Genomic DNA, 13,352 nt, shown 5'->3' on the forward strand with positions numbered 1-13,352 from the left:
CGTCCTCCGGCACCAGGGTCAGGTGGTCGTAGACGATCTCGTTGCCCGCGTCGGGGTGGGTGTTCTTCACCGTGGCGCGGACGGTGACCACGTCCCCGTCCTGCAGGGCCAGCTTCTCCTCGTCGCTCATGGTGTTCCCGTCTTCATCCAAAAGCTCGGTGCTCACGAACTGCGGCGTGTAGTGGGTGTACCTCATTGATATAAAATTTCCTTGTATAGAAGTGCCTTCGGGGACTGCCGAACTTTTGGGCCAGCCAATCTGACCTTGAAAAGCAATGCTTCCTGTATCTCCCTTTGCATGAGGTCCTAGAGCACATGAAGTAGTGGGCTTTAAATCCGAGGCATTCTCTGGTTCATGTCCATAACTAACTGTGAGAATTCGCCCATCCGCTTTGTAGGTCACTTTTAAAACATGTGTTCCTTTTATGTCTTTGTCTAAATCCAGCGGTGTGCGCTGTAATACCGTAGCATCAGCACCTCCATCAAAATGAGAAATCTCATTTTTTCCTCGACTTGTTCCAATGCGTACAGAATTGCCCCCCACTGAAAAACCTGCAAACGCATGGTTGCAAACATTTGAACTAATAATAGTAAAATCGCTTACAAATTCCCAATCTGCAAGTAGAGAAATATTTGCCTTACTATATGCCTGAGAGTCACTGTACAGATTTCCGTCTGTATTATAACTGCCATAAGTCATGGGGTCATTCTTCCGAGGGTTTGCCAGTGCAAGAAAGTTTTGATAAGTATAAGCTTTTTGATCTTTAGCTACTGCGAAACCAAATAAGTTTTCAAAGGAGTCGCTCCCCACAAACTCCGAGGAGCTGTCGTCGCCGGAAGGATCCCCCTCCCCCTCGGCCAGGGCCGAAACAGGGGATATCCCCAGGCAGAGGGCTGCCGCCAAACCCAAAGCCACAAGCCGCACGGGCAGTCCCCTCCATTTTTGCTTTCTCATTGTCTGCTCTCCCCTTTTTCCATTATTTTTCTGTCGCGCGTTCGGGGGCACTGCCGCCCCTCTCCCGGCCCGCATCGGGGCTTAACGGACGGCATATCTCCCCCTTCTTTTCTCTAAGAGAAGGGATGGATGAAAAAGTGGTCACAACTTGAAAAGAAAAATTTATTTGTTACAATGGGGAAAACCGACTTGTCGAAAAAAGGGGAAATAACAGGTGAAAAAGGCAACGCACGGGCAGCTTGCCCAGTGGCTGGAAGCGGCCCGCCAGGGGGACGAGGCGGCATTTCGCGCCCTCTACGACGCCACCGCCCCCCTGCAAAAGAGCCGGGCTTTAGGGATTTTAAAGGACCCGGAGTTGGCCGGCGAAGCGGTACAGGAGAGCTATCTCGCCTTTTTCCGGTCGATGGGGAACATCCACTCGGGCAAGGCGGTGGTGGCCTACCTCAACAAGACCACCTACTACGCCTGCCTGGCGGTGCTGCGGCGGGAGAAGCGCCCCGCCGAAGGGGAGCAGGCCCTGCTGACCCTGGCCGAGCCGGAGGAGAACGGCCCCGAGGCCCAGGCCGACCGCAGCGACCGACTGCGGCGGCTGCAGGCCGCCCTGGACAGCCTGCCTGACCGCCAGCGCCAGGCGGTGCAGCTGCGCTATTACCAGGGCAAAAAGCTGGCGGAGACCGCCCGGGAGATGGGCTGTTCCCAGAGCACCGTGCAGCGGCTGCTGCGGGAGGCGCAGGGCGCTCTCCGCACCGCCCTGGGCAGCGGACTGCTCACCGTTTTGCCCCTGGGGGTGGCCGTGCGGATGGCGAGCCGCGCCCCCCAACCGGCCCGCCGGGTGTCCCGCTGGGCCGCGGCGGCCGCCGTTTTGGGGGTGGGCGCCCTCACCGCCGCCGTCTGGCAGGCCCTGCCCCCCGCCATCCAGTCGGCAGAGGCCCAGGTGAGCGCCCCGGCCAACGCCGCCACCATCGCCGTGCACCTGGGCGGGCGAACCGCCGACCGGGTGCGGCTGATCGACGCCCAGGGAAACGCGGTGGACTTTGCCCCCCAGGGGGACGGCCTCTACCTGGCCACCGCCCTGCAAAACGGCACCTACCGGGTGGAGGCGGCGGCCGGCAGCCGCCTGTCCATCACCTCGGTGGCGGTGGACACCCTGGACACCGAGGCCCCCGCCCTGCTCCGGGTCGAGAGGGAGGGAAGCGACACCCTGATTGCCCTGCAAGACAGCGGCTCGGGGGTGGACTGGGCCTCCCCCGTCGCCTGCGCGCCCACGGGGGAGGTCTACGCCCCCCAGCCCCACGCGGAGGGCGAGGATGCCGTCCGCTTTTCCCTGCCGCCGGGGCGCTACACCCTGAAGGTGCGCGACCTGGCCGGCAACTGGGCCCAGGGGCCGCTGCAGGTGCTGGGGTAAGAGATAAAAAAGGGGAAGGCGCAGGCCTTCTCCCCTCTTATAGCACTGTCAAGTCCGCTGGAGAAAGCAACACAGTTAAGCCGGAGAGGGACCCTTCTCCCAAAGACAGTCAATACAAAGAAACAGCCCTGAAATCACAGGATTTCAGGGCTGTTTTGGCGGAGAGAAACGGGACCGGCCCGCTGATCTCCTAGATGCCATTCAGGGGCTCTTCCAGTATAAGCGTGTTATGACACCTCAAAAGGGGACGTCGGAGAAACGCTTTTGATACGCAGGAAGATGCTTCTTAACATATGTAAAGGTCAATCCGTTTTGTCTAATACATGTGGCAAAAACTTCTTAATTGGATTCAAAATTTGCTCCACTTCATCAGGATATTGTTCACACCATGTAGTTAAAAATGCATCAATTATTATATTTTCTGCGACAAAGCCGACTTTTTCTCCTATTTGAGAAAAAATCAAATGATGATCCCTATTTGTATTACTAATTGATTTGATTATTGCTTTTACCGCTTCAGCATCAGCGTATTTACGCATAACGCGAACCGCCAAAATAGGAGCGCAATCTTCCAGTTTGTCTGACACTTCATCGAAAACATGTAATTCTGGAGCTTCTCCTGGCAAGCGAAATACCAGTTTATCTGGATCTTCTACTTGCCTTGAATCACCATCAATTATACAAATGGATTTCACTTTATTACTTGGATCAAGATTATGGTATTCGTTGACTTTTACAGCAGTTTCGTCACCTCCCATGGGATACACTTCGACCGCATCAAACGCAATTTGTGCATCCAATCTTATAATAGCTTCCATCCATTTTTTTGAAAAGGAATCTTCCGTGTAAACGACTAATTTTGATGAAACTTCACCGGTCAGACTTCTTAACGAGTGAATATCCAACTTACCCTGTATTGCTGTACCGTCAACCGCAGCCCAAACCGCTTCCGATGGTAATGATGCAGTTGCATATTCAGAAACTATTTTTTACAAGGGCATAATGCCAAGTGAAAAGGTTTTAGATTTTCCAGTGGATTGTAACACTCTCACTGGTAGCGTCAATCTGTGATATGAGTATATCAACCACCTTGCGCTTATCGTCAAAGCTCACGAACTCCCAGTCATCGAGATAGCCCGTAATGCTATCAATCTGTGAAGCGGAAACAGAATTAGCGGTGAGGTCTGCGACCAGCCGGAGCTGTTTCTGCCGTTCCGCATCCAGTTCCTCAATGCGGGTGTTTGCGTATTGCAGGAGAAGCGGATTAGCGCCGGACAAAGTGTCCAGAAGTTTCTCGATCTCGCTTTCTGTCTTTGCCAGAGCAACGCGGGCGGCGGTCAGCTTCGGATTGTAGCTTTGTTCCTTACCGCCTTTCAGCGTGTGGAATTTCCGCATCTTCTTAACCATCTCGCCGTAAACAAACGCCTCCATGCTTTGCGCGGTCAGCGTACCAGCTCCCTCGCAACTCTTATTGTCTGCCCGTTGTTTGCACCGCAGGTAGGTGACACCATTTCTGGCGTTCAGACTTGCCAGGGCATAGCCGCAACGTCCACACTTGATTTTCCCGGCCAGCCATGTGTTATGGCATTTCCGGCCATTCTGGAATGTGGTGTTTTGTGAGAGCTTGCGCTGAACGGTCAGCCAGAGCTGGGAGGGGATGCGCCCCTGGTGGGGAGCAATCACGAGGATCGGCTCCTCGCCCTCGCGCCCTTGATAGAGATAACAGCTATTGTCCCCTGTGAACATTTCCGGGGGACTTTCGATTTTTACGCCCTGGGCCTTGAAGTATTCGTAGATGTCCATATCGGCCTGGACGTAGACGGGGTTTCTCAGCAGTTGAGCAATAAACCCGCGCTTTAGGGACTTGTCATAAACCTTGATGTCGTTCTCGGCAAAGTACCGGGATATGTCGCCGTAGGAATTGCCCGGCTCCGCATACATTTGATACATCAGCTCGGCAAAATCCATTTCCGCATTTTCCACCAGCTTCTTTGTCTTGATCCCGTCCATGACGATGGGCTCGGTATCAAAACCGTATGGCGTCCGGCCCCGCATATAGTAGCCTTTGGTACACCGGGAATAGAAAGCGTCCTGCACACGCATCTGGATGCTTTCGCGTTCAAGCTGGGCAAAGACAATGCAGATATTGAGCATCGCCCGGCCCATCGGCGTGGAAGTGTCAAACTTTTCTGTGCAGGATACAAACTCCACATCATACTGCTTGAACAGTTCCATGAGCTTTGCAAAGTCCACGATGGAACGGCTAATCCGATCCAGCTTATAGACGATCACCCGCTTAATCAGGCCCAGCCGGATGTCCTGCAGAAGCCGCTGGAAGTCGGGGCGCTCAATGTTCTTGCCAGAGTAGCCCTTGTCTTTGTATTCCTTACCCTCACCGCCTTTAAGCTCATAGCGGCAAAATTCAAACTGACTTTCAATGCTGATACTGTCTTTTTTGTCAATCGACTGCCGCCCATAAATTGCATCTATTCTACTATCCATAATTAGCTCCCTTCCGTTAAACGGGAGCCAACCTACAATTATATTGTACCTCTGCCGCCCCCTTACTACAAGGATGACTCTGGCCTACCCCCGCCCGGCATATTTGCGGAACACGTCAAACAGCCGCCGCTCAATCTCGCGGTTGCGCTTGTCCTGTTCCTGCGGGGAAAAAACGGGGGTGAGATTTTTGACAGTGATCGTGCGATCTCCGAGTACAGCAGTTTTGATTTCACTTTCATATTTGACCTGTGCCTGCATAAAATCCCTCCCATACAATCAAAGAATGTCTTGAAACATGGCAAAGGCCAGCACCGGGAAAGTGCTGGCCTTTGGCCGGATATGTACCTCTGGACAAAGTGTCCGGAACTTAGTAGGGGCTCCGCTCGTAGTAAGCCTCGGCCTCCTGCAAAGTGGTATAGTCGAATACCTCGTAAAGCTCGACCATCACCTGTTCAATGTCGGACGGCTTAAAGCCGCATCGCTCCATCGCGGCGATGACGTACCCCCGGCAGGCATCGTTGCTCCACGGCTGGGAGAGCAAGGCCGCCAGTTCTGGATCATAGTTCATAGAGCGTTCCCCTCTTTCTTGATAAATTAGGGAGTGCCGCGCCCGTTTCCTTGACCTGTCCAAAGACAACCATGCTCGGCGCGGCATCCCCACGCAACGGGGAACGGCGGCCCGGAGGGACAGGCGGCCAGCCTGTCCAATGGCGGATCGTGGCCGTGGGTTGGCCCGGCCCACCTGCGGCGCTGGTGTTTATCGCTCGTTCTCCGTGGAGAGAAGTCACCGCGCACCCGCCGCCCGGCTCCCCGCGCTATGCTCAGGGCCGCCGCCGTTCCGTTGCGGAGAGGTTTATTTTTCCCTCTCTAATAACCAAGACATTTTTACATCAATTTCAAGTGGGGAAACAGCAAAAATCAAAAAGTTTTTTTCATGCGTTCCAGGCCCCGCTTGATAGACTGGCGGACGGACTCCTCATGCACACCATCGGCCTCGGCAATCGCTTTGATGCTTATGCCAAGAATGATGTGAGCGTCGATCCGGCGGCCCTGGATCTCCGGCAGGGAATTGAGCGCGTTCCACAGCCGGATAAACCGCTCCTTGAGTTCCAGGACTTCCTGGGGCGTGGGCTCATGCAGGCAGGCGGAGTATTCGATCCCGTCCTCACAGTCCAGGGAATACTGCGCCTTGTGCCGGGAGAGCCGCCGCTGGTAGGCCGCTTCATAGCGGACGCTGGCCCGGAGCGCCTCGGCCACTTCCTCGGTGACTTCGATAAACTGATCCTGCGTGTACCAATAATAAAAATCTTTCAGATTGATGGTAGTCATTATAAACCTCCGTTTCGGTGTTGGGTGAACGAGTGACCGAAACGGGGGCTGGCGGAGAGCGGCACCCAGGGGAGCCGCCCCGCACCTCTGGACAAAGTGTCCAGAAGTCGGATAAACAAAATGCGCCTGCGCGACGCAAAGCCACGCAAGCGCATGAAATGACAAATTCATTTATGTACTGCCAATTTTCGCGTCCACCGCCGGACTGATCCTGCTGGGCGGGTGGGCTTTTTTTGACAGGTTAGGGGGATGGAAAAAGAAAAAGGACACGGCGATACCTCCTGGACACCGCCGTATCCTTAAAAAAGGGCGACTTTAACACACCCCCCGTAATCTCATTTTTTGAAAAGAAAACGGCGGCTTGAAATTTGTTATTTCAAAACCGCCGTAAGGCTACTGTATTTTGTTTTGGCGCATGAATACCCAGCCGCCGAAACAACGGTTTTTTTATTATCCCGTTGGGCGGTAAATCTTGTAAGGTTTAGAAAAGTCAGAAAACTTCTATCTGTCCAGGATAATTCATTCCCTTTTCAATAAGAGGCCCTTTAGCTCCCATTGTAAAAGCGATGTCGCTACTACGAATGGACATTAACCGATCACCGGCTTTAAGATTAAGAAATTTCAGCGTTTTTGGGGGTAGCTGCACTGTTCCTTCTTTGGATAATGGAAGCCACGCATAGCTTCTTCCCTTATATGGAATAAACTGGCCCGCACTACCTGAATGTTCCCCTGTCAATCCCGGCAAATCATCTATGATGTGCTTTAATTTTGAAGATGCTAACATCCTTTGATTTGTGACGCAAAAACCGCCAGTTATTTTACTACCAGTGAAAATAATGATTTCCGGTTCACTGGTCAAATTGTATTCAGATAGTGCCATTGTCGGAAAATGTATCGTCCCTTCTGCTCCTATTACTGACCATCCAAATACATATTTCCCGCCTTTGTTTAATTGCGGCATAGTTTTCCTCCTTTACATTTCTTGCTTTTGCTGATATACTAAAATTAATATGTAGTTGTAGCACTCTATATATAGAGTACTACAATTCAAGACTAATGTCAAGGGAGTAAAACTATGCTTACGAAAACGGCAACTATTATTTTGGGGATAATCCAAAAACATCCAGTTAATGCGTATGAACTTATCAAAATGCTATCGCGCTTTCAATTAAAAGATTGGTATGATATTGCAGACTCCACAGTTTATGCAACACTTAAATCCTTAGAAAAAAAACAATATATCACTGGCAGAGTACAAAAAGATGGAAATATGCCTGATAAGACAGTTTATTCGCTAACCGATGCTGGCACGAAAGAATGGAATACAGCTATTAAATTTTTTCTTACTCATTTTGATTACGATCTTATTCCATTTATGATTGCGAGCTTTTTTGCCGAAAGTATTGGAGTAGACGAAGCTATAAAGTGTTTGGAAGAACGCCTTGATTATTTGAAAAAAAATAGCAAAGGGCTTACAAGACAAATCGAAGAATTGGAAGTGGAAAAGGATATTCCCTATTATGTCATCGGAAATGTGCAGCACAATGCGCTTATTGTTGAAACTGAAATCACAGTTGCACAACAAATGATCGCTAAATATAAAAGCAGGCTTTTCGATCAATAATATGAAATAAAATACTACTTTAAGTCAAATTATATTTCGTTCTCATAGCCTCACCCGAAATGTAGAATAATATAGGGTGATATGAGAATGTACCAATACGACAAACATCTTGATTTTCATGCCCTGGGCCGTGAGATCAAACGCAAACGGGAAGCAAAAGGCTGGACGCAGGAGTACCTGGCTCAGCTTGTGGATCGCACCCCGCGCTCCATCATGTATATGGAGAACCGGGGCCAGAAACCAAGCCTCAATGTTTTTTACCAGCTTGTCACCCTGCTGGAAATTTCCGTGGATCAATTCTTTTTCCCGGACAAGCTCAACGGAGAGAGCACCTGCCGGAAGCAGATAGATGTTATGCTCAATTCAATGGACGAAAAAGAACTAACCGTAATGAAATACACAGCAGAGGGACTGCAAAAAGCCCGTGAAACGGAGGATGCGTAAGAAAAGCGTATGCCTCCGTTTTTTCGCGCCACTTCGGGGATTGCGCGTTTCGGCAAGCAATTCGGGTGTGGCCACACTCCGAAATTTTCACAGGCCGCAGGCCCGTGAAAATGCTTGTTGGGGAGCTCCCCAAACCCGCCGGACTTCTGGACACTTTGTCCAGAAGTCCCTGGTTGTCTGCGGCCCGGAGCTATCGCTCCTGGGCCTTATTTTCACGCCCATCCGTATGGCCGAGCAGATGGTCAATGTTCGCCTTGACCGCCACGGCCTGCCGCATTTCCGCCTGGGCCTTGCGGTATTCCGCATAAAGGGCCTTTCTCTTTTCGGAGAGCTCCCGGCGCTCCTTTTTCAGCGCATCCATTTTCGGGAGCTTCGCCCCGCCTAAAAGATCGCTCATAGTAGCTTTGGCCGCCCGGTAGTCAGCCAGCTCTGCCTCGTGCTGGGCCAGGTACTTTTTAGAATACCGGGCCGCCTTGTAGCCGTCGAACACAGGGCGCGTCTTTGCATACTGTACCACCGCGCCCATGAGCTCAGAAGTTTTAGAGAGGGCCGCCTCTGTGTCCCGCAGCTCCCCGGCCAGCTTGTGGGCGCGATCCACCGTCGCCTCGGTGCTGGCGGCCAGCGCGTCATAATCCATCAGATCGTGTTCCCGGAGGTACTGGAGCGCGGCGGCCATCTGTTTGAGGTTGTAAACTTTGGCCCACCGCTCATAGCCGGGCCCCTTGCCCTGGGCCATGCGCTCCCTAATGTCGATAATCAGATTGACACGCTGGGGCGGAGCCGGGCCGTCCTTCGGGAGCTCCGGGATGGGACGCTCCCCGGCAATTACCGCCCGGATGTCATCCGGATCGAAACCAGGGCCCAGGGTGGATGCCCGCAGACGGGTGTACTGATCCTGCCCAGGGGCCAGGAACGAGATCGCGCCGCCCCGCCCATGCTTTACTTGAAAGCCGGACTCCTCCATAAGCCGCAGGAACGCCGGGAAGTCAGCGGGCCGTTGCCCCAGGGCCTCCACGATAGCCAGCCGCACCCGCTGTTTTGCAGAGGGTGGTTTTTCCCCGATCCACTGGCCATAATGGAGAAAGCGGCCCTTGCTGTGTTGTTTCGGATTTTGGACAACAGAAAGCTCATGCTCAATGCACACCCGGTCAGAGAGCCGCCGCAGAGCAAAAGACGAACCGATGAAGTTATGAAACTTCCGGGAGCAGTCCTGAGCCGTGGAATTGAAATAAATATGGTTATGCGGATGCCCCTTGTCAATATGGGTACAAACGAAAAACTGGTACTTGCCTTTTGTCCAGCGCATGGCTGTTTCATAGCCGATTTTGTTTGCCTCCTCCGGCGTGACCTCGCCGGGAGGGAACGCCTGCCGGATCTGAAAGAACAGGGCCCCGCGCTCCACGGCCCGGCCCGTTTCCGCCTGGTACTGGCTCTTTGTCAGAAGAAACTCAGCCGGGGCCGACGCCGGATCGCAGAGGTAGGCAGACACGGCCCCCAGCTTTTTCGGATTAAGCCCGTAGGCAAACCGATCCTCCATCGTCTGGACAGCCGTTTTTCCCGCCGCCACCTTGTAGGGCCGGATATAAGTTGTAGCGATAGCTGCACCTCCTTTCCCAGCACTTCTGGACACTTTGTCCAGAAGTTTGGATTGCTATAAAATTCAACTTGTCGATAAGAGTTTTTAAAGTCTTGTATGTGAGAAAGCGATGTGATACACTAAAAATGACAATTTTCTACTGTATCAAACAGGGGTTATACCATAATATTTGAAAACTGAAAGAATGTTTCAAGGAAAGGTGAAAATATGAGTATCATTAAGTCATTTTCTGTTGGAAATGGGGATATGTTCTATATTGAGCATGGGTCAGATAATTTTAGTATTATTGATTGTAATTTGGACAGCGAACAAAAAGAAGAAATCATGGACGAAATATGTAAGATTGGTGGAAGTAAAGGGATAATGCGGTTTATTTCTACTCACCCTGATGAAGATCATTTTCATGGGATTGAGTATTTTGATGAAAGATTCCATATTTACAATTTTTACTGTGTTAAAAATGAAGCTACGAAAACAGATGACTCAGAATCCTTCAAACATTATTGCAGTTTGAGAGATGATACAAAAAAGGCTTTTTATATTTATAAAGGGTGTAGCCGAAAGTGGATGAATCAAAATAGCGAAGAAAGAAGATGTTCTGGAATAAATATTTTATGGCCAGATACAGAAAATACACAATTCAAAGAACAGCTAAAAATTGCGAAAGATGGCGGAAACGCGAATAATATTTCTCCCATTATAAAATATTCACTTGAAAATGGTGTTGTTGCCTTATGGTTTGGAGATTTAGAATCTGAGTTTATGAATACAATTAGTGATGAAATTTCTTTGCCTAAGGCAGACATCGTGTTTGCACCTCATCACGGCAGAAGCAGCGGAAAGCTACCATCAAATTGGTTATCTGCTATCGACCCAAAGATTATTGTCATTGGTGAGGCCGACTCTACAATGTTAGACTACTATAAAGGATATAATACAATTACTCAAAATTCTGCGCATAATATTGTTTTTGAATGTAACACTGGAAAAGTGCATGTTTTTGTGTCAAGTTCCAACTATTCAGTTGGTTACTTAACAGATGAAGGATGTGCTGACAGAGCCAATGAATATTATATTGGCTCATTTGATACTCATAATAAATAATAATTGAATCAAAGAATAGGGCGAGAAGCAATGAATAATATTAAAGATTATCGAGATAAAGAGCAAAAAATGTATATCATTGCTAATATTTTTGTTCTAATCTTATTATCCGATTTACCTGATTTTCTCAATTTTCAAATCCCTTGGATTGATGCGTTTGTCAAATTAGTTGATATATCTTTATTATCCTCAACTATTTATATATTCGCTTTTTTAGCGGATGCGCTATTTAGCAGTAGCATAAAAATGAAAATGCTATACTTCTGGGGGCATTTACCCGGAGAAACGATATTTAGTACACTTAAAAAGAATAATACCGACTTGCGTTTTTCAACAGAACATTTGCTTGAAAAATATAAAAAGATTTATGATGGTATGCCAACAGATATGCAAAAAAAATATCGCTATGAAAACGATCATTGGTATAGAATATATAATCGCTATCGCGACATACCCATGATATTTGTTTCCAATAGGGACTATCTTCTATGCAGGGATCTTTACATATCAACGATCATTATTGTCATATGTTATGTAATTTCCTGTAGTGTTCTCTCTGTATTTTACTGGAATGTAGAATCTGTTGTATATCTGATTTGTATGCTTTTAATTACAAATATTTCAGCTCATATTAAGGGCCGACGTTTTGCAATGAATGTTGTAGCCTATGATTTGCATACGGATAACACCTAATAGTAGGGATTATTTGTTCCTATTCGACGATGGGTAAATTTACTTGAGCCGCCCTGCTATTAGACGGTTTGGATAAAAGCAGGGCGGCTTTGTATATCTTTTCGGCAGGTCAGAGCCGCACAATGGCGGAGAGCTTTTCCAGCAGATCGGAAAGGGGCCGCCACAGCTTTTCATAGTCCCGCTGGAGGGCTGTGATCTCCTCCGGGTAAATTCCGCCGTAGGTATTCGCCTGGATCGCCACCTGGTTTAGATTGTTGGAGCACCGCCGCTGGAGCGACACCAGCTCCTGGACAGGCGACAGGTCAACATGGAGCACATACCCATTGAGGGCCATTTTCCGCATATAGGCCCCCATATTGCGGATGCCCGCCTCTGCCATGCGCTCCCGGATCAGCGCCAGCTCCTCCTCGGACACCATCACATGGAGATGGATGGGGCGGCGGCGTTTCTTTGTCACCGCTCCTCCCGTTCCAGGCTCCGGCAGACGCGGGGCGGTTCCTTTACCTTGTCCAGCGCCTTTTCCCGTTCCGGGGGCTGGGCGGGGATCGGCGTATTAAATACCCCGGAGAGCCGCAGAGCTTCCTGGTTTGCAAAATCCTGCTCACGCTTCTTTTCCATAACAGTCCTCCTATCTGTCGCCCCGGTCAGGGGCTTTCTTTTTTGGGCCGTCCGGGGTCCGGTGCTCCTGGGTCTCCCGTTGGGCCGCTTTCAGTTGCTCCGCAATCGGGGGCTGGCGTTTGGCCTCCTTGTGGGCCCGCGCCGCCTCCTGGCGTTCCACGCCACGGGCAAAGCTGGCCAGTTGCTCCGGGGTGACGTATTCTTTTGCCACATAACTGCCGAAGTCCGGGTAAAACCAGGTCAGCCGCTTTTGATCCGGGACGCGGTGAGCGTCCTCCCATTTTCCTACCACCTGGGCCTGAGCGTCCATCTGCCGCCGGATGTCTGGATTGTTGCGGGAGGGCCGGAGCTCATAGCTCCGCAGCTCCCCCTCGGTCAGCGGCGTATCATATACCACCTCGCCCCAGGCCCGGAACGCGCCGCCCTCTACCGGGAGCCGGCCATCATAGTTTTGCAGACGGATCGGGGCCTTGAAATGGTCTTTTGGAAATGTGCCAATAGAAACAGGCCGCTGGGTGGAGTAATACTTATATTCCTCCGGCTTTCGCATAAACGCCTCCTTTCCAAAATGTTGACAGCATCCGGGCCAAACAGGGGCAGACCGTAGAAACATACGGCCTGCCCCGAAAACGGCCACGGAAAGCCTTGTAAACCGGGGATTTTCCGGGGCCTAATTGTCAACACCCCAGCCCCGCTTTTTCCGCATATATTCCCGCTGTTGTCGGCGGTGGGCCTTCTTTGCACAGGCCGCCGAGCAGTATGCCTGCCGCCGATCCGGGGCAACGGCCCCGCCGCAGATGGGGCAGGGCTTAAACTCCGGCCTGGGCCCCTCGGTCAAGAGGGCCGCCTCCAGCGCCGGATCAAGGGGCAGGACGGCCTCCCGGAAATAGCGGCAGTATGCGCCCGTCCAGCATTTCCCGAACATATAGCACTCGCACTCCAGGGGCAGGCACCCGTATTCCTTGTCATAGTTGGCGCACCACTTTACCACCAGGGCGCGGATTTTCTTTTTTTCCTCGCGTGTCAGTTCACGGGCCAAGCCGTCACCTCCCGCCAGCCGGGGCTTTCAAAAGTTCCCGGT

General features: G+C 50.9%; 17 protein-coding genes. 5 read left to right on the top strand and 12 right to left on the bottom strand.

What is annotated here, in order from left to right; genetic code table 11:
• On the bottom strand, nt 1–196 hold a 196-nt coding region (locus ACTNAU_RS05305; RefSeq protein ID WP_441097786.1), incomplete at its 3' end, for a hypothetical protein.
• A 973-nt stretch (nt 197–1,169) separates the two neighbouring features.
• Here ACTNAU_RS05305 and ACTNAU_RS05310 point away from each other — a divergent pair.
• Nucleotides 1,170–2,360, top strand: a complete 1,191-nt coding sequence (locus tag ACTNAU_RS05310; protein WP_441097787.1) for a sigma-70 family RNA polymerase sigma factor — start codon at nt 1,170–1,172, stop codon at nt 2,358–2,360.
• A gap of 302 nt (nt 2,361–2,662) precedes the next feature.
• Here ACTNAU_RS05310 and ACTNAU_RS05315 read toward each other — a convergent pair whose 3' ends face one another.
• The 6 genes from ACTNAU_RS05315 to ACTNAU_RS05340 form a co-directional block, all read right to left on the bottom strand.
• The gene (locus ACTNAU_RS05315) at nt 2,663–3,178 is read right to left on the bottom strand and encodes a hypothetical protein (protein ID WP_441097788.1); all 516 of its coding nucleotides are present in this window, start codon (nt 3,176–3,178) and stop codon (nt 2,663–2,665) included.
• 202 nt (nt 3,179–3,380) lie between these two features.
• The gene (locus tag ACTNAU_RS05320) at nt 3,381–4,862 is read right to left on the bottom strand and encodes a recombinase family protein (protein ID WP_441097789.1); all 1,482 of its coding nucleotides are present in this window, start codon (nt 4,860–4,862) and stop codon (nt 3,381–3,383) included.
• A gap of 84 nt (nt 4,863–4,946) precedes the next feature.
• Nucleotides 4,947–5,120: a hypothetical protein gene (locus tag ACTNAU_RS05325; RefSeq protein WP_022200308.1), complete on the bottom strand. Its 174-nt coding sequence runs from the start codon at nt 5,118–5,120 to the stop codon at nt 4,947–4,949.
• A 109-nt stretch (nt 5,121–5,229) separates the two neighbouring features.
• The gene (locus ACTNAU_RS05330) at nt 5,230–5,430 is read right to left on the bottom strand and encodes a hypothetical protein (RefSeq protein ID WP_021903912.1); all 201 of its coding nucleotides are present in this window, start codon (nt 5,428–5,430) and stop codon (nt 5,230–5,232) included.
• 350 nt (nt 5,431–5,780) lie between these two features.
• Complete coding sequence (locus ACTNAU_RS05335; protein ID WP_441097790.1) at nt 5,781–6,191, bottom strand: sigma factor-like helix-turn-helix DNA-binding protein; 411 nt, start codon at nt 6,189–6,191, stop codon at nt 5,781–5,783.
• 490 nt (nt 6,192–6,681) lie between these two features.
• Complete coding sequence (locus tag ACTNAU_RS05340) at nt 6,682–7,152, bottom strand: hypothetical protein (RefSeq protein ID WP_110441896.1); 471 nt, start codon at nt 7,150–7,152, stop codon at nt 6,682–6,684.
• Nucleotides 7,153–7,266: 114 nt separating this feature from the next.
• Here ACTNAU_RS05340 and ACTNAU_RS05345 point away from each other — a divergent pair, with 114 nt between their 5' ends.
• Together ACTNAU_RS05345 and ACTNAU_RS05350 are read left to right on the top strand one after the other, a co-directional pair.
• Nucleotides 7,267–7,815, top strand: a complete 549-nt coding sequence (locus ACTNAU_RS05345; RefSeq protein WP_441097791.1) for a PadR family transcriptional regulator — start codon at nt 7,267–7,269, stop codon at nt 7,813–7,815.
• A gap of 81 nt (nt 7,816–7,896) precedes the next feature.
• Complete coding sequence (locus ACTNAU_RS05350) at nt 7,897–8,259, top strand: helix-turn-helix domain-containing protein (protein WP_430667077.1); 363 nt, start codon at nt 7,897–7,899, stop codon at nt 8,257–8,259.
• 190 nt (nt 8,260–8,449) lie between these two features.
• Here ACTNAU_RS05350 and ACTNAU_RS05355 read toward each other — a convergent pair whose 3' ends face one another.
• On the bottom strand, nt 8,450–9,796 hold the full coding sequence (locus ACTNAU_RS05355; protein WP_441097792.1) for a relaxase/mobilization nuclease domain-containing protein: 1,347 nt from the start codon (nt 9,794–9,796) through the stop codon (nt 8,450–8,452).
• Between the two features lie 267 nt (nt 9,797–10,063).
• Between ACTNAU_RS05355 and ACTNAU_RS05360 the strand changes: the two genes are divergently transcribed.
• Both ACTNAU_RS05360 and ACTNAU_RS05365 read left to right on the top strand, forming a co-directional pair.
• On the top strand, nt 10,064–10,960 hold the full coding sequence (locus ACTNAU_RS05360) for a hypothetical protein (protein ID WP_441097793.1): 897 nt from the start codon (nt 10,064–10,066) through the stop codon (nt 10,958–10,960).
• 3 nt (nt 10,961–10,963) lie between these two features.
• Nucleotides 10,964–11,653 (top strand): hypothetical protein, encoded by a 690-nt coding sequence (locus tag ACTNAU_RS05365; RefSeq protein WP_441097794.1) that lies wholly within the window; start codon nt 10,964–10,966, stop codon nt 11,651–11,653.
• A gap of 109 nt (nt 11,654–11,762) precedes the next feature.
• Here ACTNAU_RS05365 and ACTNAU_RS05370 read toward each other — a convergent pair whose 3' ends face one another.
• The 4 genes from ACTNAU_RS05370 to ACTNAU_RS05385 form a co-directional block, all read right to left on the bottom strand.
• Nucleotides 11,763–12,110 (bottom strand): plasmid mobilization protein, encoded by a 348-nt coding sequence (locus tag ACTNAU_RS05370; protein WP_022512589.1) that lies wholly within the window; start codon nt 12,108–12,110, stop codon nt 11,763–11,765.
• Nucleotides 12,107–12,271 (bottom strand): hypothetical protein, encoded by a 165-nt coding sequence (locus tag ACTNAU_RS05375; protein WP_164510431.1) that lies wholly within the window; start codon nt 12,269–12,271, stop codon nt 12,107–12,109. The genes ACTNAU_RS05370 and ACTNAU_RS05375 overlap by 4 nt, the downstream gene beginning before the upstream one ends.
• A gap of 10 nt (nt 12,272–12,281) precedes the next feature.
• Nucleotides 12,282–12,821, bottom strand: coding sequence for a hypothetical protein (locus tag ACTNAU_RS05380; protein WP_441097795.1), 540 nt, complete (start codon nt 12,819–12,821; stop codon nt 12,282–12,284).
• Between the two features lie 120 nt (nt 12,822–12,941).
• Nucleotides 12,942–13,310: a cysteine-rich VLP domain-containing protein gene (locus ACTNAU_RS05385; protein ID WP_441097796.1), complete on the bottom strand. Its 369-nt coding sequence runs from the start codon at nt 13,308–13,310 to the stop codon at nt 12,942–12,944.
• Nucleotides 13,311–13,352: the final 42 nt, after the last annotated feature.

The organism is Bittarella sp. HCP28S3_D9 (genome assembly GCF_052065655.1).
GTDB lineage: Bacteria > Bacillota > Clostridia > Oscillospirales > Ruminococcaceae > Bittarella > Bittarella massiliensis.

Bases quoted from the DNA above. Each gene is read 5' to 3' on its own strand.
- ACTNAU_RS05315 (WP_441097788.1), bottom strand. From the start codon at position 3,178: ATGGAAGCTATTATAAGATTGGATGCACAAATTGCGTTTGATGCGGTC.
- ACTNAU_RS05320 (WP_441097789.1), bottom strand. From the start codon at position 4,862: ATGGATAGTAGAATAGATGCAATTTATGGGCGGCAGTCGATTGACAAA.
- ACTNAU_RS05325 (WP_022200308.1), bottom strand. From the start codon at position 5,120: ATGCAGGCACAGGTCAAATATGAAAGTGAAATCAAAACTGCTGTACTC.
- ACTNAU_RS05330 (WP_021903912.1), bottom strand. From the start codon at position 5,430: ATGAACTATGATCCAGAACTGGCGGCCTTGCTCTCCCAGCCGTGGAGC.
- ACTNAU_RS05335 (WP_441097790.1), bottom strand. From the start codon at position 6,191: ATGACTACCATCAATCTGAAAGATTTTTATTATTGGTACACGCAGGAT.
- ACTNAU_RS05340 (WP_110441896.1), bottom strand. From the start codon at position 7,152: ATGCCGCAATTAAACAAAGGCGGGAAATATGTATTTGGATGGTCAGTA.
- ACTNAU_RS05345 (WP_441097791.1), top strand. From the start codon at position 7,267: ATGCTTACGAAAACGGCAACTATTATTTTGGGGATAATCCAAAAACAT.
- ACTNAU_RS05350 (WP_430667077.1), top strand. From the start codon at position 7,897: ATGAGAATGTACCAATACGACAAACATCTTGATTTTCATGCCCTGGGC.
- ACTNAU_RS05355 (WP_441097792.1), bottom strand. From the start codon at position 9,796: ATGGAGGATCGGTTTGCCTACGGGCTTAATCCGAAAAAGCTGGGGGCC.
- ACTNAU_RS05360 (WP_441097793.1), top strand. From the start codon at position 10,064: ATGAGTATCATTAAGTCATTTTCTGTTGGAAATGGGGATATGTTCTAT.
- ACTNAU_RS05375 (WP_164510431.1), bottom strand. From the start codon at position 12,271: ATGGAAAAGAAGCGTGAGCAGGATTTTGCAAACCAGGAAGCTCTGCGG.
- ACTNAU_RS05380 (WP_441097795.1), bottom strand. From the start codon at position 12,821: ATGCGAAAGCCGGAGGAATATAAGTATTACTCCACCCAGCGGCCTGTT.